Genomic DNA, 23,920 nt, shown 5'->3' with positions numbered 1-23,920 from the left:
CGGCGCGGTCCCCGTCGTGCGGTGCGCACCCTGCTGCGCGCGCCTACGCTGCGACGCATGACCGACCTGAGGACGCTCGCCGTCGACTGCGGCGGCGGTGGGATCAAGGCGAACGTGCTGGACTCCTCCGGCACGGCCCACGCGGCGGCGGTCCGCGTGCCGACCCCGTACCCGCTCCCACCGGAGCTGCTCGTCGAGACCGTCGCGGACATCGCGGGCAGGCTCCCGCACGCGGACCGCGCGACCGTCGGCATGCCGGGGATGATCCGGCGGGGTGTCGTCGTGCACACCCCGCACTACGTCACGCGCAGCGGGCCCCGCTCGCGCGTCGACCCGGCTCTCGTCGAGGCGTGGACGAGCTTCGACGTGCAGGCGGCCGTCGCGCGCCGGCTCGGCGTGCCCGCGCTCGTGCTCAACGACGCCGAGGTGCACGGGGCGGGCGTCGTCGCGGCGTCGGGGCTCGAGCTCGTCCTCACGCTCGGGACCGGCCTCGGGTCGGCGCTGTTCCACGGCGGCCGGCTCGCGCCGCACCTGGAGTGGTCGCGCGCGCCCGTGCGGCGCGGGACGTCATACGACGAGTACGTCGGCGAGCCGGAGCGCCGGCGCCTGGGCAACGCGCTCTGGTCTCGCCGGGTGCTGGCCGTCGTGGACGGGCTGCGGCCCGTGTTCTGGTGGGACCGGCTCTACCTCGGCGGCGGGAACTCCCGGCAGATCACCCCCACGGTGCTGGACCGGCTGGGCGACGACGTCGTGGTGGTCCCGAACTCGGCGGCCCTCGTCGGGGGCGCCCGGGCGTGGGACCTACCGCCCGCCTGAGGCCGTCAGGGAACGGTCGTGGGCGGCCCCTGCGGGGCGGATGGGGGTGTCGTGCGCCGGGTCGCGCGCGACGTCGGCGACCGCCTCGAGCAGGAGACGCGAGAAGGCGACGGGGCGGTCGAGGCTCACGAGGTGGCGCGCCCCGGGGACCACGACGAGGCGGGCCCGCGCTCCCCCGCGACGCGCGGCCGCGAGGAACGACCGCTCGCCCGTCCGGAAGTGGTCCCATCGCCCGTTCACCAGCCACACCGGGGAGTCGGTCGCCGCCAGGGCGGCGAGCGGGTCGGCGGTGCCCACCTCGCGCAGGATCGCGCTCATCACGTCGAGGGCGAAGCCACCCGCCGCGAGGTCGGCCGCGGCGTTCGCCGGCATCGACCGGTCCACGAGCGCCTGGTTGAGAGCCGCCCCGCCGTCGGGCAGCCTCTCGATGCGCTCCGCGGCGAGGAGCCACGCCGCGCGCAGCCTCGTGCTCGGCACGGTCGAGCAGCTCGCTGCGACGAGCCCCAGCACGCGCCCGGGGTGCCGCGCCCTCGCCTCGATCGCCACGTACCCCCCGAGCGACAGCCCGACGACGAGCGCCCGGCCGCCGAGGTCCTCGACACCCTGCGCGACGGCATCGACCGCGCCGTCGAGCGTGAACGGCTCGCCGCGCCGCGCGCCGTGGCCGGGGAGGTCGACCGCGAGGGCCGGGACGCCGGCGCGGTCGAGCGCGGCGAGCTGGCCGCGCCACATCGTGCGCGACGTGCGCGAGCCGTGCACGAGGAGCACGGGCGGGGCGTCACGGACGGGGTCCATCTCCCGACCGTAGGTGCCGGACGGTGGCATCGCACGAGATCCCGCTCGGCCCGGCCCGCGGCTGGATCCCACCGGCGCCACAGCGGACGACGGAGGGCCCGGAACCGTGCGGTTCCGGGCCCTCCGTACGGAGCGACAGGTGGCCTCAGGCCTCCTTGGTCTCCTCAGCCTTGTCGGCCTTCTCAGCCGGAGCGTCCTCGACCTGGTCCTCGGCGACCGGAGCGTCCTCGACGGGCGCGTCCTCGACCGGGGCGTCGGCCTTCTTCGCCGGCTTGTCGGCCTTCTTCTTGCCGGCCTTCTCCGCGGCCTTCTCGGCCTCGCGGACGACGGCCTGCTTCGGGCTGACGGGCTCGGTCACGAGCTCGATGACCGCGAGGGGCGCGTTGTCGCCCTTGCGCGTGCCGACCTTCGTGATGCGCGTGTAGCCACCGTTGCGCTCCGCCATCTGCGGCGCGATCTCGGTGAACAGCGTGTGCACCACGGACTTGTCGCGCACGACGCGCAAGACGCGACGACGCGCGTGCAGGTCGCCGCGCTTGGCGAAGGTGATGAGGCGCTCGGCCAGCGGACGCAGACGCTTCGCCTTGGTCTCGGTGGTCGTGATGCGGCCGTGCTCGAACAGCGCCGTGGACAGGTTCGCGAGGATCAGACGCTCGTGAGCCGGTCCACCGCCGAGCCGCGGGCCCTTGGTGGGGGTAGGCATGGGATGTGCTCCTTGGGAAGTGATCGCGGCCCGGGTGCGACCCGGGGCGCGCTAGAGGTGTGGGAGTCGCTGGCTCGCGCCGGCTCAGTACTGCTGCTCGGTGTCCGAGAACGTCGGCTCGTCCTCGTCGCCGTCGTAGTACGCGGCGGCCGACGGGTCGAAGTCCAGCGGCGAGTCCTTGAGGGACAGGCCGAGCTCAGCGAGCTTCTCCTTCACCTCGTTGATGGACTTCGCACCGAAGTTGCGGATGTCCAGCAGGTCGGCCTCGCTGCGAGCGACGAGCTCGCCCACCTGGTGGATGCCCTCGCGCTTGAGGCAGTTGTACGAGCGGATCGTGAGGTTGAGCTCCTCGATCGGCAGCGCCAGGTCCGCGGCGAGCGCGGCGTCCGTCGGCGACGGGCCGATCTCGATGCCCTCGGCCTCGACGTTGAGCTCACGGGCCAGGCCGAACAGCTCGACGAGCGTCTTGCCCGCCGACGCGAGGGCGTCGCGAGGCGAGATCGCCTGCTTCGTCTCGACGTCGACGACCAGCTTGTCGAAGTCGGTGCGCTGCTCGACACGCGTCGCCTCGACCTTGTAGGTCACCTTGAGGACCGGCGAGTAGATCGAGTCGACCGGGATCCGGCCGATCTCCGCGTCGAACGACTTGTTCTGCGCCGCCGAGACGTAGCCACGGCCACGCTCGACCGTGAGCTCGATCTCGAGCTTGCCCTTGTCGTTCAGCGTGGCGATGTGCAGATCGCTGTTGTGGACCTCCACGCCCGCGGGCGGGACGATGTCGGCCGCGGTGACGGCGCCAGCGCCCTGCTTGCGCAGGTACATCACGACGGGCTCGTCGTTCTCCGAGGAGACCACGAGGTTCTTGATGTTGAGGATGACCTCGGTGACGTCCTCCTTGACACCCGGCACGGTGGTGAACTCGTGGAGCACACCGTCGATGCGGATGGAGGTGACCGCCGCGCCCGGGATGGACGACAGCAGCGTGCGACGCAGCGAGTTGCCGAGCGTGTAGCCGAAGCCCGGCTCCAGGGGCTCGATGGAGAAGCGCGAACGGTTCTCCGAGATGACCTCTTCGGTCAAGGTGGGGCGCTGTGCGATCAGCACTGGTGATTTCCTTTCGGTGAGCGTCCGCCATATGACGCTTCACGGTTCAAGGCGAGGTGCGCGCCTGGGCGCGCGGCCCCGGCCGGGACTCGGTCCACCCGGTCGGGAAGGGGTGCCGCCGGTGCGTCAGGGCCGGAGCCCGGACGGACCGCTGCCGTCGACGGGGCTCCGGTGTGCGCGAGGCACCCGGAGACCCGTCGACGGCGTGCGTGCCGACGGCGAGGACGTCAGACGCGGCGACGCTTGGGCGGACGGCACCCGTTGTGCGCCTGCGGCGTCACGTCCTGGATCGAGCCGACCTCGAGGCCGGTGGCCTGGAGGGAGCGGATCGCGGTCTCGCGGCCCGAGCCGGGACCCTTGACGAAGACGTCGACCTTCTTCACGCCGTGCTCCTGGGCGCGGCGTGCCGCGGACTCCGCAGCGAGCTGCGCGGCGAACGGCGTGGACTTGCGGGAGCCCTTGAAGCCCACGTGCCCGGCCGAGGCCCAGGCGATCACGGCGCCCGTCGGGTCGGTGATCGAGACGATCGTGTTGTTGAAGGTGCTCTTGATGTGCGCCTGGCCCAGCGGGACGTTCTTCTTGTCCTTGCGGCGCGGCTTGCGCGAGCCGGAGGCTGCGCGAGTCTTGGGAGGCATGTGCTCTTTCTCTCCTGGTCTGAGGTGGTCGGACCGCGGGGATCTCCGAGCCGCCCGGTGACGCGAGGGTCACCGCACGGCCGGGGCCCGCCCGGCGGACTGCTGCTTAGCGGGCCTTCTTCTTGCCGGCCACGGTGCGCTTCGGTCCCTTGCGCGTGCGCGCGTTGGTCTTCGTGCGCTGACCGCGCACGGGAAGGCCGCGGCGGTGACGCAGGCCCTGGTAGGTGCCGATCTCGACCTTGCGGCGGATGTCGGCGGCCACCTCACGACGGAGGTCACCCTCGAGCTTGTAGTTGCCCTCGAGGTAGTCGCGGAGCGCGACGAGCTCGGCGTCGCCGAGGTCCTTCACGCGCGCGTCCGGGCTGATGCCCGTCGCGGCCAGCGTCTGCTGGGCGCGGGTGCGGCCGACGCCGAAGATGTAGGTGAGCGCAACCTCGAGCCGCTTGTCGCGGGGGAGGTCGACGCCGATGAGACGTGCCATGTGCCTTTCGGCTCCTCGTACTTCGTCCGGAGGTCTTCCGCACCGCCCTCCCGCGGGAGCCGCGGGCCCCGGCCTCCGGGCCGGGGGTTCCCCCGCGCCGTCGTGCGGCCGCTGTCGCGACCGCCCTCCGGGGCGGGTTCGTGGTGGTGCGCTGGTGGGCGCCGCCGTCAGGCGGTCGCCCGGTGATCCGGCCCGAGGGCCGTCACCCGTGGCGCAGGCGAGGGCTCAGCCCTGGCGCTGCTTGTGCCGCAGGTTGTCGCAGATCACCATGACGCGACCGTGCCGGCGGATCACCTTGCACTTGTCGCAGATCTTCTTGACGCTGGGCTTGACCTTCATCAGTGTTCCCTCAGTGGTGCTCCGCCCCCGCAGGCGACCGACCGGGTGGTCCCGGTGGCCAGGAGGCGGTGGCTGGTTGAGTGGTGGACGCGTGACGACTACTTGTAGCGGTAGACGATCCGGCCGCGGGACAGGTCGTACGGGCTGAGCTCCACCACGACACGGTCCTCGGGGAGGATCCGGATGTAGTGCTGACGCATCTTGCCCGAGATGTGGGCGAGAACCTTGTGCCCGTTGGCCAGCTCCACGCGGAACATCGCGTTCGGCAGGGCCTCGACCACGCTGCCCTCGATCTCGATGACACCGTCCTTCTTTGCCATGTCCTCCGCTAACTCTCGTCTGAACTGCTCGGTCCCACGCGCGAAGGACCCGAGGCCCGCGAGCGTGGATTGTCGTGTGGAGCCTCGCGTCGACGCCGGCACCGGCGCCCTTCGGGACGGCGGAGCCGGACGTACCGGTGAACACGGACTACACCCAACGGTCTATCCTACGGCATCCGGCAAGCGTCGGGAAACCCGAGTCCGTCACACCGGTCGCCGGCGAGGTCTCGCCCCCTTGGCGGGCGCCCCGGGTCCGCCGCGACGCGTCGGGACGTCAGGCGCCGAGCGGTGCGACCTGCACACCGCGCGCGGCGAGCTCCTCCGCGCCACCGTCGGCGGCGGTGAGGACCCAGATGCCGTCGTCGAGGATCGCGACGCTGTGCTCCCAGTGCGCGGCCCGCGAGCCGTCGTCGGTGACGACCGTCCAGTCGTCCTCGCACACCTGGGTGAAACGCTCCCCCCGCGTGACCATCGGCTCGATCGCGAGGCACATGCCCGGCCGCAGCCGCGGCCCGCGGTCGCGCGTGCGGTAGTTCGGCACGTCCGGCGGCTGGTGCATCGCGGAGCCGATCCCGTGGCCCACGTACTCCTCGACGATCCCGTAGGCGACGCCGTCCCGCTCCCCCGCCGCCCGGACGGAGTCCTCGATCGCGACGCCGACGTCACCGAGCCGCTCGCTCCTCGCGAGCGCCGCGATGCCGTCCCACATCGCCTGGCGCGTGGCCTCGACGAGCGCCTCGTCGGCGGGGTCCGCGTCGGCGAGGACGAACGACGTCGCCGAGTCCCCGTGCCAGCCGTCGACGACGGCCCCGCAGTCCACCGAGACGACGTCTCCCGCGCGCAGCTCGCGCGCACCGGGGATGCCGTGCACCACCTCGTCGTTGACCGACACGCACACCGTCGCCGGATACCCCTCGTAGCCGAGGAACGACGAGGTCGCACCGGCGTCGGCGATGACCGCGGCGGCCAGCGCGTCGAGGTCGCTCGTCGTCATGCCGGGCCGTACGGCGTCGCGCACCGTCTCGAGGGCCGTGGCGACGACGACCCCGGCACGCCGCATGGCCTGGACCTGCTCGTGCGTCTTGTACTCGATGCGTTCGCGACCGAACACCGTGCTCCCTCTCCCGACCGGCACCCGCACGGCCCCGCGCAGGACGGCCTGCCGCGTGGCGTGCGGTGCTGCTCTGCCGTCAGCCGACCAGCGGCTCGAGCGCGGACACGATGCGCTCGGTGACGTCGTCGATCTCGCCGATGCCGTCCACGCGGACGAGCAGCCCGCGCTCGTCGTACGCGGCGGTGAGCGGAGCCGTCTGCTCCGCGTAGATGTCGAGGCGGCGCGCGATGGCCTCCTCGGTGTCGTCCTCGCGGCCCTCGATCTCGGCGCGCTTCGCGAGCCGGGCGAGGAGCTCGTCACGCTCGGCCGTGATCTCGACGACGCCGTCGAGCGACCAGCCCAGGTCGGCGAGGATCGCGTCGAGCTCGACGACCTGGGCCGCGTTGCGCGGGTAGCCGTCCAGGATGAAGCCGCGCGCGACGTCGTCCTGCGCGAGGCGGTCCCGCACCATCTCGTTGGTCACGGAGTCGGGGACGAGGTCGCCCTTCGCCGTGTACTCCTGCACGAGGCGGCCGAGCTCCGTGCCGCCCTTGATGTTCGCCCGGAAGATGTCGCCCGTGGAGATCGCGGGGATCGCGTAGCGCTCGGCGAGCCGGGCGGCCTGCGTCCCCTTGCCGGCACCCTGAGGTCCCATGATCACGAGGCGTGCGGTCGGGGCGTTGCTCAACGGAGGAACCCTTCGTAGTGGCGCTGCTGCAGCTGGGAGTCGATCTGCTTGACCGTCTCCAGGCCGACGCCGACCACGATGAGGATCGAGGAGCCGCCGAACGGGATGTTCGTGCTCACGCCGAGCCCGATGAGGACCAGCGTCGGCAGGAGCGCGACGAGCGCGAGGTAGATGGAGCCCGCGGAGGTGATGCGGGTGATGACGTAGTCGAGGTACTCGGCGGTCGGACGCCCGGCACGGATGCCGGGGATGAAGCCGCCGTACTTCTTCATGTTGTCCGCGACCTCGTCCGGGTTGAACGTGATCGCCGTGTAGAAGAAGCAGAAGAACAGGATCATCGCGACGTAGAGCGCGATGTGCAGCGGCGCGGCGGGGTCGGCCAGGTTCGTGCTGACCCAGATCACCCAGCCGGCGGTCTGGTCGCCGAACTGCGCGATGAGGCCCGGGACCGCGAGCAGCGAGGCCGCGAAGATCACGGGGATGACGCCGGCCATGTTGATCTTGATGGGGATGTACGTGCTCGACCCGCCGTACATGCGCCGGCCGACCATGCGCTTGGCGTACTGCACGGGCACCCGGCGCTGCGACTGCTCGACGAAGACGACGAGCCCGATCACGAGGACGATCACCGCGATCATGATGATGAAGTTCGCGGGGCCGTTGGCGCCACCGGCGATCGACCACAGCGCGGTCGGGAAGCTCGCGGCGATCGACGTGAAGATCAGCAGCGACATGCCGTTGCCGACGCCGCGCTCCGTGATGAGCTCGCCCAGCCACATGATGAGGCCCGTGCCGGCGGTCATCGTGATGACCATGAGGGCCATCGTGACGAAGCTCCCGTCGGGGATGACCTCGACCGAGCAGCCCTGGAAGAGCAGGCCGTTGCGCGCCGTCGTGATGACGGTCGTCGACTGGAGGATCGCGAGCGCGATCGTCAGGTAGCGCGTGTACTGCGTGAGCTTCGCGGTGCCCGACTGGCCCTCCTTGTGCAGGGCCTCGAAGCGAGGGATCACCACGCGCAGGAGCTGCACGATGATGCTGGCCGTGATGTACGGCATGATCCCGAGCGCGAAGATCGACAGCTGGAGCAGTGCTCCACCGCTGAAGAGGTTGACGAGCCCGAGAAGGTCGTTGCCCTCGGCGGTCTCCGCGATGCACTGCTGCACGTTGGGGTAGTCCACACCCGGCGTGGGGATGAACGAACCCACACGGAAGATCGCCATGATCGCGATCGTGAACAGCAGCTTGCGCCGCAGGTCAGGCGTCCGGAAAGCCCGGGCGAATGCGCTGAGCACCTATCCTCCTGGCCCGCCGAGGCGGGATGTCGTGTCGCCGGGAGGCCCGGCGAGGTGTGACGCACGGCACCGGCGCCAAGAGGCACCCTAACCGTTGCGCCGCGTCGAACGGCAAGTCGGTGTCGGCCGACCGGGATCGGTCGGTCGTCCACCGCGTCGACCGGCCGCCGGTCGGAGACCGACGACGGCCGACGGGAAGTCTAGTCGCGCCCCGCTGCCCGACGGGACGGCGACCGTACCCCGGGACCCGTCGGAGACGGCCCCGAGACACGGACAGGGCCGACGGCGCGTGCGCGCCACCGGCCCTGTCCGTGGTGTCAGTCCTCCGAGACCGAACCGCCGGCCGCGAGGATCTTCTCGCGGGCCGCGCCCGAGAGGGCGTCGACCGCGACCTCGAGCTTGACGGTGATCTCGCCCGTGCCCAGCACCTTCACGAGCTGGCCCTTGCGGACCGCGCCCTTCGCCACGAGGTCCTCGACGGTGACGGAGCCACCCTCGGGGTACAGCGCGGCGAGCTTGTCCAGGTTCACGACCTGGTACTCGGTGCGGAACGGGTTCTTGAACCCGCGCAGCTTCGGCAGGCGCATGTGCAGAGGCATCTGCCCGCCCTCGAAGCGCTCGGGGACCTGGTAACGAGCCTTCGTACCCTTGGTACCGCGGCCCGCCGTCTTACCCTTCGACGCCTCACCACGACCCACACGGGTCTTGGCCTTCTTGGCGCCGGGAGCCGGACGCAGGTGGTGCATCTTGAGCGTGCCGCCGGCACCCTCGGTCTGCTTCGCCGGAGCGGCCTCCGCAGACTTGGCGGGTGCCTTCTTGGCGGGTGCCTTCTTCTTCGGAGCCTCGACGGTCTCCTTGGTGGCCTTCTCAGCCATGGTCACTCGACCTCCTCAACGGTGACGAGGTGCGCCACCGTCGCGACCATGCCGCGGATCTCCGGGCGGTCCTCCTTCACGGCGGTGTCGCCGATCCGCTTGAGGCCCAGAGTGCGCAGCGTGTCGCGCTGGTTCTGCTTGCCGCCGATGGCGGACTTCGTCTGGGTCACCTTGAGCCTGGCCATCAGGCGTTCACCCCCGCTGCACGGGCACGCAGGAGCGCGGCCGGAGCCACGTGCTCGAGCGGGAGGCCACGGCGAGCCGCGACGGCCTCAGGCTGCTCGAGGTTGCGCAGCGCCTCGACGGTCGCGTGCACGATGTTGATCGCGTTGGACGAGCCGAGCGACTTGCTCAGGACGTCGTGGATGCCGGCGCACTCCAGCACGGCGCGCACCGGACCACCGGCGATGACACCGGTACCCGGGGCGGCCGGACGGAGGAAGACGACGCCGGCGGCGGCCTCACCCTGGATGGGGTGCGGGATGGTGCCCTGGATGCGCGGGACCTTGAAGAAGTTCTTCTTGGCCTCCTCGACACCCTTGGCGATCGCCGCGGGCACCTCCTTCGCCTTGCCGTAGCCGACACCGACGGTGCCGTCGCCGTCGCCCACCACGACCAGCGCGGTGAAGCTGAAGCGACGGCCGCCCTTGACGACCTTGGAGACGCGGTTGATGGTGACGACGCGCTCGACGAAGGCGTTCTTCTCGGCTGCGTCGCCCCGGCGACCGTCACGGCGGTTGTCACGACGGTTGTCGCGGCCCCCGCGGGCGTTCTGGTCGCTCGACTCGTTGGCGGCACCCGTGGGGGCGCCGGTGTTGCTGCGCTGCCCTGCAGCCATCAGAGAATCCTTTGCTTCCGTGTACGGATGGTCGGCGTCGTCACAGGGCCAGACCGCCCTCGCGTGCGCCGTCGGCGACCGCAGCAACCCGACCGTGGTACTTGTTGCCACCGCGGTCGAACACGACGGAGTCGACGCCCTTGGCCTTCGCACGCTCGGCGACGAGCTCGCCGACCTTGCGGGCCTTGGCGCTCTTGTCGCCGTCGAGCGCACGCAGGTCCGCCTCGAGGGACGAGGCCGACGCGAGCGTCTGACCGATCGTGTCGTCGACGACCTGGGCCGTGATGTGGCGCGTGGAGCGCGTCACCACGAGGCGCGGACGAGCGTCGGTGCCCTTGATCTTCTTGCGCAGGCGCAGGTGGCGGCGCTGACGCGCGACCGCCTTGCCCTTGCCGAGAACCTTCAGAGCCATCGTTACTTACCAGCCTTTCCGACCTTGCGGCGGACGACCTCGCCGGCGTAACGCACACCCTTGCCCTTGTACGGCTCGGGCTTGCGGATCTTGCGGATGTTCGCAGCGACCTCGCCGACCTGCTGCTTGTCGATGCCCGACACCGAGAACTTGGTGGGGCTCTCGACGGCGAACGTGATGCCCGCGGGCGGGGTCACGACGACCGGGTGGCTGAACCCGAGGGCGAACTCGAGGTCCGAGCCCTTCGCGGTCACGCGGTACCCGGTACCGACGATCTCGAGCTTCTTCTCGTAGCCCTGCGTGACGCCCTCGACGATGTTCGCCAGAAGGGTGCGCGTGAGGCCGTGCAGCGCGCGGGACGCGCGCTCGTCGTCCGGGCGCGACACCACGAGCGTGGCGTCCTCCTGGGCGACCTGGATGGGGGTGGGCACGTTGTGCTCGAGAGAACCCTTGGGGCCCTTCACGGTCACGAGCGCGCCGCTGATGGTGACGTCCACTCCGGCCGGGACCGGAACGGGGATCTTGCCGATTCGAGACATGGCGTATCTCCTTTCCGGATTACCAGACGTAGGCGAGGACTTCGCCGCCCACGCCCTTCGTGGCGGCCTGCTTGTCGGTGAGGAGGCCGGAGGACGTGGACAGGATCGCCACGCCGAGGCCGCCGAGCACCTTGGGCAGGTTGGTGGACTTCGCGTACACGCGCAGCCCGGGCTTCGACACGCGGCGCACGCCGGCAAGGCTGCGCTCACGGTTCGGGCCGAACTTGAGCTGGATGGTGAGGTTCTGCCCCACCTTCGCGTCCTCGACGCTCCAGCCGGCGATGTAGCCCTCGGCCTGGAGGATCTCGGCAATGTGCGACTTCAGCTTCGAGAACGGCATGGTGACCGTGTCGTGGTAAGCCGAGTTCGCGTTCCGCAGACGCGTCAGCATGTCTGCGATCGGATCGGTCATCGTCATTGGGCTCTAGCCCTTCCTCGGCGTGGTATCCCGGCGGGCGCGCACCGTGCGGTGCGGCCCGCCAGGACCTACGACGTAGTTGTTACCAGCTGCTCTTGGTGACGCCCGGAAGCTCACCACGGTGGGCCATCTCGCGCACGCAGATGCGGCACAGGCCGAACTTGCGGTACACCGAGTGCGGGCGACCGCACTTCTGGCACCGGGTGTAGGCGCGGACCGCGAACTTGGGCTTGGCGGCCGCCTTGTTGACCAGGGCCTTCTTCGCCATGTCAGTTCTCCTTGAAAGGCATGCCGAGACGGCGCAGCAGTGAGCGGCCCTCGTCGTCGGTCGTCGCCGTGGTCACGATCGTGATGTCCATACCGCGGACACGGTCGATCTTGTCCTGGTCGATCTCGTGGAACATCGACTGCTCCGTGAGGCCGAACGTGTAGTTGCCGTGCCCGTCGAACTGCTTGGGCGACAGGCCGCGGAAGTCGCGGATGCGCGGCAGGGCGATCGACAGCAGACGGTCGAGGAACTCCCACATGCGGTCGCCGCGCAGCGTGACGTGCGCGCCGATCGGCATGCCCTCGCGCAGCTTGAACTGCGCGATGGACTTGCGGGCCTTCGTGACCTGCGGCTTCTGGCCGGTGATCGCGGAGAGGTCGCGGATGGCGCCCTCGATGAGCTTCGAGTCCTTGGCGGCGTCACCGACACCCATGTTCACGACGATCTTCGTGACGCGGGCGACCTGGTTGACGTTGCCGTGGCCGAACTCCTCGCGCAGACCGGCGACGATCTCGTCGCGGTAGCGCTGCTTGAGGCGCGGGACCTCGGGGGCTGCGATATCGGTGCTCATCAGATGTCCTTACCGGAGCGCTTGGCGACACGGACGCGAACCGTCCGCTTGCGGCCGTCACGCTCGACCTCTTCGGTGCGGTACCCGACGCGGGTGCCCTTCTTGGTCTCCGGGTCGACGACCATCACGTTGCTGATGTGGATCGGCGCCTCGACGGTCTCGATGCCACCGGTCCGCGTGCCGCGCTGCGACTGGCCGACCTTGGTGTGCTTCGTGACGCGCTGCACGCCCTCGACGACCAGGCGGTCGCTGTCCTTGAGGACCTCGAGCACGCGTCCCTGCTTGCCGCGGTCCTTGCCCGCGATGACGACCACGAGGTCGCCCTTCTTGATCTTCGCCATGGTCAGAGCACCTCCGGAGCCAGCGAGATGATCTTCATGAAGCGCTTGTCGCGCAGCTCACGACCGACCGGGCCGAAGATGCGCGTACCGCGCGGCTCGCCGTCGTTCTTGAGGATCACGGCCGCGTTCTCGTCGAACTTGATGTAGGAACCGTCGGGACGACGGCGCTCCTTGGCGGTCCGGACGATGACGGCCTTGACGACGTCGCCCTTCTTCACGTTGCCGCCCGGGATCGCGTCCTTGACGGTTGCGACGATGGTGTCGCCGATTCCGGCGTAGCGACGGCCCGAGCCACCGAGAACGCGGATGCAGAGAATCTCCTTGGCACCCGTGTTGTCGGCGACACGAAGTCGCGACTCCTGCTGGATCATGTCATGTACTCCTGTCGTCGAGCCGGTTCTCACCACGACCGAGGTCGGGGCGAGCCTTGCCGAACGGATAGCTGTCAGTGCCGGGTCCCTCGCGGGTGAACCGGCCAGGTCGCGGCGGTGGACCCGCCGCTCCTGTCCTCACTGGTTGCCGCACCGCGAGGCGCGGCACGAGATCGGTCGTGGCGGACGACGTGAGCCGTCCGCCACGGCCGGTACTACTTGGCCTTCTCGAGGATCTCCACCAGGCGCCACCGCTTGGTCGCGGACAGCGGGCGGGTCTCCATGATCAGGACGAGGTCGCCGACGCCGGCGGAGTTCTGCTCGTCGTGCGCCTTGACCTTGCTCGTGCGACGGATGACCTTGCCGTAGAGCGGGTGCTTGACCCGGTCCTCGACCTCGACCACGACGGTCTTGTCCATCTTGTCGCTGACGACGTAGCCGCGGCGGGTCTTGCGGTAGGCGCGCGCCTCCTCGGCGCTCGCCTCCTCGACCGGGGCGTTCGTTGCGTTCTCGCTCATTCCAGCCTCACTCACTCGGCGCTCGGTGCAGTACGGATACCGAGCTCGCGCTCACGCAGGATCGTGTAGATCCGCGCGATGTCGCGACGGACGGCCTTGAGACGTCCGTGGCTCTCCAGCTGGCCGGTGGCCGACTGGAAACGGAGGTTGAAAAGCTCCTCCTTGGCCTTCTTCAGCTCGGCGACGAGCTTCTCGTCGTCGAAGGCATCCAGGTCCGTGGGGGCGAGCCCCTTCGTTCCGACAGCCATCAGTTGCCACCACCCTCGCGCACCACGAAACGGCACTTCATCGGGAGCTTGTGGATCGCGCGGCGCATGGCCTCACGAGCCAGGGGCTCCGGGACACCGGCCAGCTCGAAGACGATGCGGCCGGGCTTGACGTTGGCGACCCACCACTCGGGCGAGCCCTTGCCGGAACCCATGCGGGTCTCGGCGGGCTTCTTGGTCAGGGGACGGTCCGGGTAGATGTTGATCCAGACCTTTCCGCCACGCTTGATGTGGCGGGTCATCGCGATACGAGCAGCCTCGATCTGACGGTTCGTGACGTACGCCGGCTCGAGAGCCTGGATGCCGTACTCACCGAAGGAGATCTGCGTGCCACCCTTGGCCGCGCCGGAGCGCGACGGGTGGTGCTGCTTGCGGTGCTTGAGCCTGCGGGGGATCAGCATGACTCAGGCCTCCGTTCCGGTCTCAGGGGCCTGCTGAGCGGGCTCCGTGGCCGGGGCCTGCTCGGCGGCCGGCGCCTCGGGAGCTGCGCTCCGCTCGGCCGAACGCTCGGGACGACGCCCACCACGGCGGTCTCCGCCACGGTCGCCGCCGCGCTCGCCGCGCGGGCCGCCACGGCCCTGGCGAGGAGCAGCGGTCGCCTGCTGGGCGGCCCACTCCTTCTCGGTCATGTCGCCCTTGTAGATCCACACCTTCACGCCGATACGGCCGAACGTGGTGCGGGCCTCGAAGAAGCCGTAGTCGATGTTCGCGCGCAGCGTGTGCAGCGGCACACGACCCTCGCGGTAGAACTCCGACCGGCTCATCTCCGCGCCACCGAGGCGGCCGGAGACCTGGACGCGGATGCCCTTCGCGCCGGCGCGCTGCGCGGACTGGATGCCCTTGCGCATGGCACGACGGAACGAGACACGGCTCGCGAGCTGCTCCGCGATCCCCTGGGCCACGAGCTGGGAGTCGATCTCAGCGTTCTTGACCTCGAGGATGTTGAGCTGCACCTGCTTGCCGGTGAGCTTCTCCAGCTCGCCGCGGATGCGGTCGGCCTCGGCGCCACGGCGACCGATGACGATGCCCGGGCGCGCCGTGTGGATGTCCACGCGGACACGGTCACGGGTGCGCTCGATCTCGACCTTGGAGATGCCCGCGCGCTCGAGACCGGTGCTCATGAGCTTGCGGATCTGGACGTCCTCGCGGACGTAGTCGCGGTACCGCTGTCCGGGCTTGGTGCTGTCGGCGAACCAGCGCGACCGGTGGTCGGTGGTGATGCCGAGGCGGTACCCGTGCGGGTGAACCTTCTGTCCCACTATCGGGCACTTCCCTTCGTGTTCTCGCGCGGAGCGATCACCACGGTGATGTGGCTGGTGCGCTTGAGGATGCGGTTCGCACGGCCCTGGGCGCGCGGGCGGAACCGCTTGAGGGTCGGGCCCTCGTCGACGAACGCCTCACGCACGACGAGCTCCTGCTCGTCGAACGCGACGCTCGCACGGTCCGCCTTCACCCGGGCGTTGGCGATCGCGCTCTCCACGACCTTGCGGACGGGCTCGCTCGCCGCCTGCGGTGCGAACTTCAGCACCGCGACGGCCTCGGAGGCCTGCTTGCCACGGATGAGGTCCACGACGCGCCGGGCCTTCTGGGGCGTGACACGGACGAACCGCGCCTGCGCCTTGGCTTCCATTGCTGTCCTGCCTTCTTGTGTGTTGACCGTCATTCGACAATCCAGTCGTCACCTTGACCCTCGCGGGTCAGCGGCGACGACCCTTCTTGTCGTCCTTCACGTGGCCGCGGAAGGTCCGCGTGGGAGCGAACTCGCCGAGCTTGTGGCCGACCATCGACTCGGTGACGAACACCGGCGTGTGCTTGCGACCGTCGTGCACGGCGAAGGTGTGACCGAGGAAGTCGGGCGTGATGACCGACCGGCGGGACCAGGTCTTGATGACGTTCTTGGTCCCCTTCTCGTTCTGCACGTCCACCTTCTTCTGGAGGTGTCCGTCGACGAAGGGGCCCTTCTTCAGGCTACGAGGCATGTTTCCAGGCTCCTATCAGCGCTTCTTGCCGGTACGTCGACGACGCACGATCAGCTTGTCGCTCGGCTTGTTCGGGCGGCGGGTACGACCCTCCGGCTGGCCCCAGGGGCTCACCGGGTGGCGTCCACCGGAGGTCTTGCCCTCACCACCACCGTGCGGGTGGTCGATCGGGTTCATCGCGACACCGCGGACGGTCGGGCGCTTGCCCTTCCAGCGCATGCGGCCGGCCTTGCCCCAGTTGATGTTCGACTGCTCGGCGTTGCCGACCTCGCCGACCGTCGCGCGGCAGCGCAGGTCGACGTTGCGGATCTCGCCGGAGGGCATGCGCAGCTGCGCGTACGGGCCGTCCTTGGCGACGAGCTGGACCGACGCGCCGGCCGAACGGGCGATCTTCGCGCCGCCACCGGGCTTGAGCTCGATGGCGTGGATGACCGTACCGGTCGGGATGTTGCGCAGCGGCAGGTTGTTGCCGGGCTTGATGTCCGCACCGGCGCCGTTCTCGATGACGTCGCCCTGCTTGAGCTTGCTCGGCGCGATGATGTAGCGCTTCTCGCCGTCCGCGTAGTGCAGGAGCGCGATGCGCGCCGTGCGGTTGGGGTCGTACTCGATGTGAGCGACCTTCGCGGGCACGCCGTCCTTGTCGTGACGACGGAAGTCGATCACGCGGTACGCGCGCTTGTGGCCACCACCCTTGTGACGGGTGGTGATGCGGCCGGAGCTGTTGCGACCGCCGCTCTTGGAGAGCGGGCGGACCAGAGACTTCTCCGGCTGCGAGCGCGTGATCTCGGCGAAGTCGGCGACGCTCGAGCCGCGGCGGCCGGGCGTCGTCGGCTTGTACTTACGGATTCCCATGGGGATCTGTCCTCAATCTGCTCTCGTCGGCTCAGCCGAAGATGTCGATCGTGCCCTCGCGGAGGGTGACGATCGCACGCTTGGTGTCCTTGCGCTTGCCCAGGCCGAAACGCGTGCGACGCGTCTTGCCCTTGCGGTTGATCGTGTTCACCGACGCAACCTTGACGGAGAAGATCTGCTCGATGGCGATCTTGATCTCGGTCTTGTTGGCCCGCGGGTCCACGACGAACGTGTACTTGCCCTCGTCGAGGAGGCCGTAGCTCTTCTCGGAGACGACGGGCGAGAGGATCACGTCGCGGGGGTCCTTGGTCACGGTGGTCACTTCGCAGCCTCCTCGGCAGCAGTCTCGTCCGCCTCGGTGGAGGTGGCGACGGCCTTCGCGGAGCGACCCGTGGACGGGCCGGCCAGGAACGCGTCGAGCGCGCCCTGCGTGAAGACGACGTCGTCGGAGACGAGCACGTCGTAGGTGTTGAGCTGGTCGGCCACCAGGAGGTGGACCTGCTCGACGTTCCGCAGCGACTTGACCGTCAGCTCGTCACCACGCTCGGTGACGACGAGGACGTGCTTGCGCTCGGAGAGCTTCGCGAGCGTCGCGAGGGCGGTCTTGGTCGACGGAGCACCGTCGACGCCGAAGCCCGTCACGACGTGGACGCGGCCGTTGCGGGCCCGGTCCGAGAGGGCACCGCGCAGCGCGGCGGCCTTCATCTTCTTCGGGGTGCGCTGGTCGTAGGAGCGCGGCGTCGGCCCGTGGACCGTGCCACCGCCCGCGAACTGCGGCGCGCGGATCGAGCCCTGGCGGGCGCGGCCAGTGCCCTTCTGCTTGTAGGGCTTGCGACCACCACCGCGGACCTCGCCGCGGCTCTTGGTGTCGTGGGTGCCCTGGCGCGCGGCGGCACGCTGGGCGACGACGACCTGGTGGATCAGCGGGACGTTCGTCACGACGTCGAACACCTCGGCGGGGAGCTCGGCGGTCCCGGCCTTCTTGCCGCTCGCGTCGAGGACCTCAACGGTCAGCGCGTTCTGCGTTGCCATCGGTTGTTCACGCTCCCTTCGCGGCGCTACGGACGAGGACGACGCCGCCCTTGGGGCCGGGAACCGCGCCCTTGACGAGCAGCAGACCCTTCTCGGCGTCGACCGCGTGCACGGTCAGGTTCTGGGTGGTCTGGCGGTCGTGGCCCATACGACCCGCCATGCGCAGTCCCTTGAAGACGCGCGACGGGGTCGAGGCGCCACCGATCGAACCAGCCTTGCGGTGGTTGCGGTGCGCACCGTGGGAGGCGCCGACGCCGGAGAAGCCGTGACGCTTCATCACACCGGCGGTGCCCTTGCCCTTGGTCGTGCCCACGACGTCGACCACGGCGCCGGCCTCGAAGGCCTCCGCGGTGATCTCCTGACCGAGCGTGTACTCGGCCGCGTCGGAGGTCCGGATCTCGGCGACGTGACGACGCGGCGTGACGCCGGCCTTCTCGAAGTGGCCCTTGAGGGGCTTCGTCACCTTGCGGGGGTCGATCTGGCCGTAGGCCAGCTGCACGGCGGCATACCCGTCGACGTCAGCGGTACGGAGCTGCGTGACGACGTTCGTGCCGACCGCGACGACAGTCACCGGAACGAGGCGCCCGGCCTCGTCCCAGAGCTGGGTCATCCCGAGCTTGGTCCCGAGCACGGCCGTGACCGGTCGGGTGTTCTGCTGGGGGGTAGTCATGATGTCCTCCAGCCTCAGAGCTTGATCTCGATGTTCACGTCGGCAGGCAGGTCGAGACGCATGAGCGAGTCGACGGCCTTCGGCGTGGGGTCGATGATGTCGATCAGCCGCTTGTGCGTGCGCATCTCGAAGTGCTCGCGGCTGTCCTTGTACTTGTGAGGCGACCGGATGACGCAGAAGACGTTCTTCTCCGTCGGCAGCGGCACCGGACCCACGACCGTTGCACCAGCGCGCGTCACCGTGTCGACGATCTTGCGCGCCGAGCTGTCGATGACCTCGTGGTCGTAGGACTTGAGCCGGATGCGGATCTTCTGTCCCGCCATGGCGTCGTCTGACTCTCTCTCTCGAACCGCTAGCTGTCCGACCCCCGCGCTCGGGCGTGTCGCGTATTCACGACGCACCTGGGCGCACGCGCCGAGAGGCGCAGGGCCGTTGGATATGTGAGCCCACCGCGCACCGTGCTCTCGCACGACGCCGCAGCATCGGACCACAACGTTTGTCGAGCCTGGTCGGAACGTGTGTTCCGCGGGGTGCTCGATCCATGTCGACAGAGAGCTCAACCCGCAGATCCGGGCTGATTCCGCCCGGGATCCGTCCTCGCGGGGCGAGGACCGGTTCAACACACTGTTCGACACATGAAAGAGCGCGCCCGTTGCAGGCAACCTGAACAGTTTGCCACACGAACCCGCCTACGTCCAAGTCGGGGCGGGCGGGCAGTGCTGTGACGTCTCCGACGTCGCGCCCTCCCCCGTCGGCGCTCCACCGGCTCCCCGGCCGGCGGGCCAGGGACGGCCAGGGACGGGCCAGGGACGACCAGGGACGGGCCAGGGAGGGCCGTTCCTGGGGCCAGACGGCACGAGGGCCCGGCACCTCGCGGTGCCGGGCCCTCGTGGCGGTGCTGCCGACAGGCAGCGTCAGATCACTTGAGGATCTTGGTGACGCGGCCGGAGCCCACGGTGCGGCCACCCTCACGGATGGCGAAGCCGAGGCCCTCCTCCATGGCGATCGGCTGGATCAGCGCGACCGTCATCTCGGTGTTGTCGCCGGGCATGACCATCTCGGTGCCCTCGGGCAGCGTGATGACGCCGGTGACGTCGGTGGTGCGGAAGTAGAACTGCGGACGGTAGTTCGAGTAGAACGGGTTGTGACGCCCACCCTCGTCCTTGCCCAGGATGTAGACCTGCGCCTCGAAGTCCGTGTGCGGGGTGATCGAACCCGGCTTCACGACGACCTGGCCGCGCTCGACGTCCTCGCGCTTGATGCCGCGCAGGAGCAGACCGGTGTTGTCGCCGGCCTGAGCCTGGTCCATCTGCTTGTGGAACGTCTCGATGCCCGTGACCGTGGTCTTCTGCGGGGAGCGGATGCCGACGATCTCGACGTCCGAGTTCAGGTCGAGCGTGCCACGCTCCACCTTGCCGGTGACGACGGTGCCACGACCGGTGATCGTGAAGACGTCCTCGACGGGCATGAGGAACGGCTTGTCGAGCTCGCGGACGGGCTCGGGCACGTTCTCGTCGACGGCCTCCATGAGCTCGACGATCTTGGAGGTCCACTCCGCGTCGCCCTCGAGGGCCTTGAGGCCGGAGACGCGCACGACGGGAGCGTCGTCGCCGTCGTAGCCCTGACCGGAGAGGAGCTCACGCACCTCCATCTCGACGAGCTCGAGGATCTCCTCGTCGTCGACCATGTCGGACTTGTTGAGCGCCACGAGCAGGTAGGGCACGCCGACCTGGCGGGCGAGCAGGACGTGCTCGCGCGTCTGGGCCATCGGGCCGTCGGTCGCGGCGACGACCAGGATCGCGCCGTCCATCTGGGCGGCACCGGTGATCATGTTCTTGATGTAGTCGGCGTGACCCGGGGCGTCGACGTGCGCGTAGTGGCGCTTCGGCGTCTCGTACTCGATGTGCGCGATGTTGATCGTGATACCGCGCTGCTTCTCCTCGGGAGCCGCGTCGATCTCGTCGAAGTTGCGCTGGACGTTCGCCGGCAGGTCCGGGTACGTGTCCGCGAGCGTCTTCGAGATCGCCGCCGTCAGCGTCGTCTTACCGTGGTCGACATGACCGATGGTGCCGATGTTGACGTGCGGCTTGGTCCGCTCGAACTTGGCCTTAGCCACTGGGGTCCTCCTGGGACTTGGGTAGATGTGCCGAACGTTTGCGAATGTCGACCGAAAGATCCTACATCCACGGGGCGTTGCGGTTGCCTACAGGTTGATGGTTGTGCGGGACTACTACGACCTGTGGGGTCTCACTCGCCCCGGGTCTTCTTGATGATCTCTTCGGCAACGTTCCGAGGAACCTCGGCGTAGTTGTCGAACTGCATCGAGTACACGGCACGACCCTGGGTCTTCGACCGGAGGTCACCGATGTACCCGAACATCTCTGACAACGGTACGTGGGCCCGGACGACCTTCACACCCGTCGCGTCCTCCATGGACTGGATCATTCCACGACGTGAGTTCAGGTCGCCGATGACGTCGCCCATGTACTCCTCGGGCGTACGCACCTCGACCGCCATCACCGGCTCCAGCAGAACCGGGTCCGCCCGCTTGACGCCCTCCTTGAGGACCATCGAGCCGGCGATCTTGAACGCCATCTCGGACGAGTCGACGTCGTGGTAGGCGCCGTCGATCAGCGTGGCCTTGACGCCCACCAGCGGGAAGCCGGCGAGGACGCCGTGCTGCATCGCCGACTGGATGCCCTGGTCGACGCTGGGGATGTACTCGCGCGGGATCCGACCGCCGGTGACGGCGTTGTCGAACTCGTAGAGCTCGCCCTCGGACGTGTCGAGCGGCGAGAAGGTGACCTGGACCTTCGCGAACTGCCCCGAACCACCGGTCTGCTTCTTGTGCGTGTAGTCGATCTTCTCCGCCGTGCGGCGGATCGTCTCGCGGTACGCGACCTGCGGCTTGCCGACGTTCGCCTCGACCTTGAACTCGCGACGCATGCGGTCGACGAGGATGTCGAGGTGGAGCTCGCCCATGCCGCCGATGACGGTCTGGCCGGTCTCGTCGTCCAGCTTCACGCGGAACGTCGGGTCCTCCTCGGCGAGCTTCTGGATCGCCGTCGAGAGCTTCTCCTGGTCGGCCTTCGTCTTCGGCTCGATCGCCACGTCGATGACCGGCTCGGGGAACGTCATCGACTCGAGGATGACGGGGTTCGCCGGGTCGGTCAGCGTGTCGCCCGTCGTGACGTCCTTGAGGCCGATGAACGCGTAGATGTGACCAGCCGTCGCGTCCTCGACCGGGTTCTCCTTGTTGGAGTGCATCTGGAAGAGCTTCCCGATGCGCTCCTTCTTGCCCTTGGTCGAGTTGAGCACCTGGGCGCCCTGCGCGACCTTGCCCGAGTACACCCGGACGTAGGTGAGCTTGCCGAAGAACGGGTGCGTCGCGACCTTGAACGCGAGCGCGGAGAACGGCTCGGTGGCGTCGGGGTGACGCTCGACGACCTTCTCCTCGTCCTTGACGTCGTGGCCCTCGATCGCGGGGACGTCGAGCGGCGACGGCAGGTAGTCGATGACCGCGTCGAGCATGGGCTGGACGCCCTTGTTCTTGAACGCGGAACCGCACAGGACCGGGAAGGCCTCGCCGGCGATGACGAGCTTGCGGATGCCGGACTTGATCTCGGCGATCGACAGCTCCTCGCCCCCGAGGAACTTCTCGAGCAGCTCGTCGTCCGCCTCGGCGACGGCCTCGACGAGCTCCGCGCGGTACTGCTCGGCCTTCTCCTGGAGGTCCGCGGGGATCTCCTCGGTGTCGTAGGCCTCGCCGAGCTTCGTCTCGCCGTGCCAGACGAGCGCCTTCATCTCGAGCAGGTCGACGACGCCCGTGAAGTCGTTCTCGGAGCCGATCGGCAGCTGGATGACCAGCGGCTTCGCCTTGAGGCGGTTCACGATAGTGTCGACCGTGAAGTAGAAGTCCGCGCCGAGCTTGTCCATCTTGTTGACGAAGCAGATGCGCGGGACGTTGTACTTGTCGGCCTGGCGCCACACCGTCTCCGACTGCGGCTCCACACCCTCCTTGCCGTCGAAGACGGCGACGGCGCCGTCGAGCACGCGCAGGGAGCGCTCGACCTCGACCGTGAAGTCGACGTGGCCCGGGGTGTCGATGATGTTGATCTGGTTGTTCTTCCAGTAGCAGGTCGTCGCGGCCGACGTGATCGTGATGCCGCGCTCCTGCTCCTGCTCCATCCAGTCCATCGTCGACGCGCCGTCGTGCGTCTCACCGATCTTGTAGTTCACACCGGTGTAGAACAGGATGCGCTCGGTGGTCGTGGTCTTCCCGGCATCGATGTGGGCCATGATGCCGATGTTGCGGACCTTGTTCAGGTCGGTGAGCACGTCAAGTGCCACGGTCTGTTTCCCTCGCTAGGTGGGTTGAGTCGGGGGCGCTGCTCGGACCGGGGTGGCCGGCCGGAGACCCGCCGACGGCCCCGGGGACGCGAGTCCACGGGGCCGGTCGGGCGGACTACCAGCGGTAGTGGGCGAAGGCCTTGTTGGACTCCGCCATCTTGTGCATGTCCTCGCGACGCTTGACCGCGGCGCCGAGGCCGTTGCTCGCGTCGAGGATCTCGTTCATGAGGCGCTCGGTCATGGTCTTCTCGCGACGGGCGCGCGAGTAGTCCGTGAGCCAGCGCAGCGCGAGGGTCGTGGAACGCGTGGGGCGCACCTCGACGGGGACCTGGTAGGTCGCACCGCCGACGCGGCGCGAGCGGACCTCGAGCGCGGGGCGCACGTTCTCGAGCGCGCGCTTGAGGACGACGACCGGGTCGCCGTCGGTCTTCGCCCGGACGCCCTCGAGGGCGCCGTAGACGATCGACTCGGCGGTGGACTTCTTGCCGTCGAGCAGCACCTTGTTGATGAGCTGCGTGACGACGGGCGACCCGTAGACGGGGTCGACGATGAGCGGCCGCTTCGGGGCCGGGCCCTTGCGAGGCATCAGCTCTTCTCCTTCTTGGCGCCGTAGCGGCTGCGGGCCTGCTTGCGGTTCTTCACGCCCTGCGTGTCGAGCGCGCCGCGCACGATCTTGTAGCGCACACCCGGGAGGTCCTTCACACGACCACCGCGGACGAGCACGATGGAGTGCTCCTGCAGGTTGTGGCCGACGCCGGGGATGTAGGCCGTGACCTCGACCTGGGAGGAGAGCTTCACGCGAGCGACCTTGCGCAGCGCGGAGTTCGGCTTCTTCGGGGTGGTGGTGTACACGCGCGTGCACACACCGCGCCGCTGCGGGGAACCCTTGAGGGCGGGAGTCTTGGACTTCCCCACCTTCGAGGTCCGCCCCTTGCGGACGAGCTGCTGGATCGTAGGCACTACGTCTCCGTGTCTTCTCGAGCTGTACCGGGGCGATCCCCGGTGGTGGTCGTGCTGGCTGGTGGAGCCGATCGCACGAGGCACCCGCAGCGCTCGACACGCTGCAGCAGCCACCTACCACCGGCCCGATGGTCCATCTCCTGCCCTGCGGCGCGAGGCGCTGTCAGGACCGGATCCGGAATGCCCGGGCACTCACATCGGCCCGTCCGGAGATCCAGCGTGGCGATGAGCGACAGTGCGCCGGCGATCGCTCGCTGAGCACGGTCCCGCCAGGGACATCACGGAGGGCCCGACGGCGCGGGCACGGTTTACCAGGTTACCTGCCACCCGGGGGGTAGTCAAAGGCGCTGGTCGGCGTCCTGGCCGGACGCGCTGGGTGGGACCGGCGGGG

General features: G+C 69.2%; 36 protein-coding genes. 1 reads left to right on the top strand and 35 read right to left on the bottom strand.

The features are described 5' to 3' along the window. The first annotated feature begins 57 nt into the window (after positions 1-57). On the top strand, positions 58-816 hold the full coding sequence (locus NFS20_RS20095) for an ROK family protein (RefSeq protein ID WP_251153554.1): 759 nt from the start codon (positions 58-60) through the stop codon (positions 814-816). On the opposite strand, the gene NFS20_RS20090 is transcribed toward NFS20_RS20095, so the two are convergent. The 35 genes from NFS20_RS20090 to rpsL all read right to left on the bottom strand — a co-directional run bounded on the left by NFS20_RS20090 (position 802) and on the right by rpsL (position 23,529). Continuing rightward, entirely contained in the window at positions 802-1,611 is an 810-nt protein-coding gene (locus tag NFS20_RS20090) for an alpha/beta fold hydrolase (protein ID WP_251153553.1), read from the bottom strand. The two genes, NFS20_RS20095 and NFS20_RS20090, sit on opposite strands and share 15 nt — an antisense overlap. Before the next feature lie 145 nt (positions 1,612-1,756). Next, positions 1,757-2,314: a 50S ribosomal protein L17 gene (gene rplQ / locus NFS20_RS20085; protein WP_251153552.1), complete on the bottom strand. Its 558-nt coding sequence runs from the start codon at positions 2,312-2,314 to the stop codon at positions 1,757-1,759. A gap of 84 nt (positions 2,315-2,398) precedes the next feature. Then, positions 2,399-3,418, bottom strand: coding sequence for a DNA-directed RNA polymerase subunit alpha (locus NFS20_RS20080; protein WP_251153551.1), 1,020 nt, complete (start codon positions 3,416-3,418; stop codon positions 2,399-2,401). A 227-nt stretch (positions 3,419-3,645) separates the two neighbouring features. Continuing rightward, on the bottom strand, positions 3,646-4,053 hold the full coding sequence (gene rpsK / locus NFS20_RS20075) for a 30S ribosomal protein S11 (RefSeq protein ID WP_251153550.1): 408 nt from the start codon (positions 4,051-4,053) through the stop codon (positions 3,646-3,648). Between the two features lie 106 nt (positions 4,054-4,159). Continuing rightward, positions 4,160-4,534 (bottom strand): 30S ribosomal protein S13, encoded by a 375-nt coding sequence (gene rpsM, locus NFS20_RS20070; RefSeq protein WP_229243414.1) that lies wholly within the window; start codon positions 4,532-4,534, stop codon positions 4,160-4,162. 225 nt (positions 4,535-4,759) lie between these two features. Continuing rightward, on the bottom strand, positions 4,760-4,873 hold the full coding sequence (gene rpmJ, locus NFS20_RS20065) for a 50S ribosomal protein L36 (protein ID WP_003956441.1): 114 nt from the start codon (positions 4,871-4,873) through the stop codon (positions 4,760-4,762). A 98-nt stretch (positions 4,874-4,971) separates the two neighbouring features. Beyond that, a complete protein-coding gene (gene infA / locus NFS20_RS20060) occupies positions 4,972-5,193 on the bottom strand; it encodes a translation initiation factor IF-1 (RefSeq protein WP_012867920.1) in 222 nt (73 codons plus the stop codon). A 274-nt stretch (positions 5,194-5,467) separates the two neighbouring features. Further along, entirely contained in the window at positions 5,468-6,304 is an 837-nt protein-coding gene (gene map / locus NFS20_RS20055) for a type I methionyl aminopeptidase (protein ID WP_251153549.1), read from the bottom strand. A 79-nt stretch (positions 6,305-6,383) separates the two neighbouring features. Continuing rightward, a complete protein-coding gene (locus NFS20_RS20050; RefSeq protein WP_251153603.1) occupies positions 6,384-6,941 on the bottom strand; it encodes an adenylate kinase in 558 nt (185 codons plus the stop codon). Between the two features lie 29 nt (positions 6,942-6,970). Next, the gene (gene secY, locus NFS20_RS20045; RefSeq protein WP_251153548.1) at positions 6,971-8,269 is read right to left on the bottom strand and encodes a preprotein translocase subunit SecY; all 1,299 of its coding nucleotides are present in this window, start codon (positions 8,267-8,269) and stop codon (positions 6,971-6,973) included. 317 nt (positions 8,270-8,586) lie between these two features. Further along, positions 8,587-9,144 carry a 50S ribosomal protein L15 gene (gene rplO / locus NFS20_RS20040; RefSeq protein WP_251153547.1) on the bottom strand — a complete coding sequence of 186 codons (558 nt, stop codon included), beginning with the start codon at positions 9,142-9,144 and terminating at the stop codon, positions 8,587-8,589. 2 nt (positions 9,145-9,146) lie between these two features. Next, a complete protein-coding gene (rpmD, locus tag NFS20_RS20035) occupies positions 9,147-9,329 on the bottom strand; it encodes a 50S ribosomal protein L30 (RefSeq protein WP_021480439.1) in 183 nt (60 codons plus the stop codon). Continuing rightward, positions 9,329-9,982 carry a 30S ribosomal protein S5 gene (rpsE, locus tag NFS20_RS20030; protein ID WP_251153546.1) on the bottom strand — a complete coding sequence of 218 codons (654 nt, stop codon included), beginning with the start codon at positions 9,980-9,982 and terminating at the stop codon, positions 9,329-9,331. The genes rpmD and rpsE overlap by 1 nt, the downstream gene beginning before the upstream one ends. Positions 9,983-10,022: 40 nt before the next feature. Then, complete coding sequence (gene rplR, locus NFS20_RS20025; RefSeq protein WP_251153545.1) at positions 10,023-10,394, bottom strand: 50S ribosomal protein L18; 372 nt, start codon at positions 10,392-10,394, stop codon at positions 10,023-10,025. A 2-nt stretch (positions 10,395-10,396) separates the two neighbouring features. Continuing rightward, positions 10,397-10,933 carry a 50S ribosomal protein L6 gene (gene rplF / locus NFS20_RS20020; RefSeq protein WP_251153544.1) on the bottom strand — a complete coding sequence of 179 codons (537 nt, stop codon included), beginning with the start codon at positions 10,931-10,933 and terminating at the stop codon, positions 10,397-10,399. Positions 10,934-10,952: 19 nt separating this feature from the next. Then, on the bottom strand, positions 10,953-11,351 hold the full coding sequence (rpsH, locus tag NFS20_RS20015) for a 30S ribosomal protein S8 (RefSeq protein WP_251153543.1): 399 nt from the start codon (positions 11,349-11,351) through the stop codon (positions 10,953-10,955). Positions 11,352-11,433: 82 nt separating this feature from the next. Further along, positions 11,434-11,619, bottom strand: coding sequence for a type Z 30S ribosomal protein S14 (locus NFS20_RS20010; protein WP_012867931.1), 186 nt, complete (start codon positions 11,617-11,619; stop codon positions 11,434-11,436). 1 nt (position 11,620) lies between these two features. After that, a complete protein-coding gene (gene rplE, locus NFS20_RS20005) occupies positions 11,621-12,190 on the bottom strand; it encodes a 50S ribosomal protein L5 (protein WP_251153542.1) in 570 nt (189 codons plus the stop codon). Beyond that, a complete protein-coding gene (rplX, locus tag NFS20_RS20000; protein WP_251153541.1) occupies positions 12,190-12,531 on the bottom strand; it encodes a 50S ribosomal protein L24 in 342 nt (113 codons plus the stop codon). The genes rplE and rplX overlap by 1 nt, the downstream gene beginning before the upstream one ends. Before the next feature lie 2 nt (positions 12,532-12,533). Next, on the bottom strand, positions 12,534-12,902 hold the full coding sequence (gene rplN, locus NFS20_RS19995) for a 50S ribosomal protein L14 (RefSeq protein WP_079572436.1): 369 nt from the start codon (positions 12,900-12,902) through the stop codon (positions 12,534-12,536). A 215-nt stretch (positions 12,903-13,117) separates the two neighbouring features. Then, on the bottom strand, positions 13,118-13,420 hold the full coding sequence (gene rpsQ, locus NFS20_RS19990; RefSeq protein WP_251153540.1) for a 30S ribosomal protein S17: 303 nt from the start codon (positions 13,418-13,420) through the stop codon (positions 13,118-13,120). An 11-nt stretch (positions 13,421-13,431) separates the two neighbouring features. Next, positions 13,432-13,668 (bottom strand): 50S ribosomal protein L29, encoded by a 237-nt coding sequence (gene rpmC / locus NFS20_RS19985; RefSeq protein WP_069386375.1) that lies wholly within the window; start codon positions 13,666-13,668, stop codon positions 13,432-13,434. After that, a complete protein-coding gene (rplP, locus tag NFS20_RS19980; protein WP_069386374.1) occupies positions 13,668-14,087 on the bottom strand; it encodes a 50S ribosomal protein L16 in 420 nt (139 codons plus the stop codon). The genes rpmC and rplP overlap by 1 nt, the downstream gene beginning before the upstream one ends. A 3-nt stretch (positions 14,088-14,090) precedes the next feature. Beyond that, entirely contained in the window at positions 14,091-14,945 is an 855-nt protein-coding gene (rpsC, locus tag NFS20_RS19975; RefSeq protein ID WP_251153539.1) for a 30S ribosomal protein S3, read from the bottom strand. Continuing rightward, positions 14,945-15,316 carry a 50S ribosomal protein L22 gene (rplV, locus tag NFS20_RS19970; RefSeq protein ID WP_251153538.1) on the bottom strand — a complete coding sequence of 124 codons (372 nt, stop codon included), beginning with the start codon at positions 15,314-15,316 and terminating at the stop codon, positions 14,945-14,947. The genes rpsC and rplV overlap by 1 nt, the downstream gene beginning before the upstream one ends. 67 nt (positions 15,317-15,383) lie before the next feature. Next, positions 15,384-15,665: a 30S ribosomal protein S19 gene (gene rpsS / locus NFS20_RS19965; protein ID WP_012867940.1), complete on the bottom strand. Its 282-nt coding sequence runs from the start codon at positions 15,663-15,665 to the stop codon at positions 15,384-15,386. A 15-nt stretch (positions 15,666-15,680) separates the two neighbouring features. Beyond that, positions 15,681-16,517: a 50S ribosomal protein L2 gene (rplB, locus tag NFS20_RS19960; protein ID WP_191612722.1), complete on the bottom strand. Its 837-nt coding sequence runs from the start codon at positions 16,515-16,517 to the stop codon at positions 15,681-15,683. A 31-nt stretch (positions 16,518-16,548) separates the two neighbouring features. After that, the gene (rplW, locus tag NFS20_RS19955) at positions 16,549-16,839 is read right to left on the bottom strand and encodes a 50S ribosomal protein L23 (protein ID WP_251153537.1); all 291 of its coding nucleotides are present in this window, start codon (positions 16,837-16,839) and stop codon (positions 16,549-16,551) included. Beyond that, on the bottom strand, positions 16,836-17,549 hold the full coding sequence (rplD, locus tag NFS20_RS19950; protein WP_251153536.1) for a 50S ribosomal protein L4: 714 nt from the start codon (positions 17,547-17,549) through the stop codon (positions 16,836-16,838). Before rplD ends, rplW begins: the two co-directional genes overlap by 4 nt. Positions 17,550-17,556: 7 nt before the next feature. Next, positions 17,557-18,219: a 50S ribosomal protein L3 gene (gene rplC, locus NFS20_RS19945; protein WP_251153535.1), complete on the bottom strand. Its 663-nt coding sequence runs from the start codon at positions 18,217-18,219 to the stop codon at positions 17,557-17,559. Positions 18,220-18,233: 14 nt separating this feature from the next. Then, complete coding sequence (gene rpsJ, locus NFS20_RS19940; protein WP_012867945.1) at positions 18,234-18,542, bottom strand: 30S ribosomal protein S10; 309 nt, start codon at positions 18,540-18,542, stop codon at positions 18,234-18,236. A 596-nt stretch (positions 18,543-19,138) separates the two neighbouring features. Next, positions 19,139-20,335 (bottom strand): elongation factor Tu, encoded by a 1,197-nt coding sequence (gene tuf / locus NFS20_RS19935; RefSeq protein ID WP_251153534.1) that lies wholly within the window; start codon positions 20,333-20,335, stop codon positions 19,139-19,141. A 131-nt stretch (positions 20,336-20,466) separates the two neighbouring features. Further along, positions 20,467-22,569: an elongation factor G gene (fusA, locus tag NFS20_RS19930; RefSeq protein WP_251153533.1), complete on the bottom strand. Its 2,103-nt coding sequence runs from the start codon at positions 22,567-22,569 to the stop codon at positions 20,467-20,469. 115 nt (positions 22,570-22,684) lie between these two features. Next, entirely contained in the window at positions 22,685-23,155 is a 471-nt protein-coding gene (rpsG, locus tag NFS20_RS19925) for a 30S ribosomal protein S7 (protein ID WP_251153532.1), read from the bottom strand. Then, positions 23,155-23,529: a 30S ribosomal protein S12 gene (gene rpsL / locus NFS20_RS19920; protein ID WP_021479869.1), complete on the bottom strand. Its 375-nt coding sequence runs from the start codon at positions 23,527-23,529 to the stop codon at positions 23,155-23,157. The genes rpsG and rpsL overlap by 1 nt, the downstream gene beginning before the upstream one ends. Positions 23,530-23,920 lie beyond the last annotated feature (391 nt).

Origin of the sequence: Cellulosimicrobium sp. Marseille-Q4280 (assembly GCF_943181405.1) — a bacterium.
In the GTDB taxonomy this organism is placed as follows: domain Bacteria; phylum Actinomycetota; class Actinomycetes; order Actinomycetales; family Cellulomonadaceae; genus Cellulosimicrobium.
This window is presented reverse-complemented; position numbering and strand designations above follow the sequence as displayed.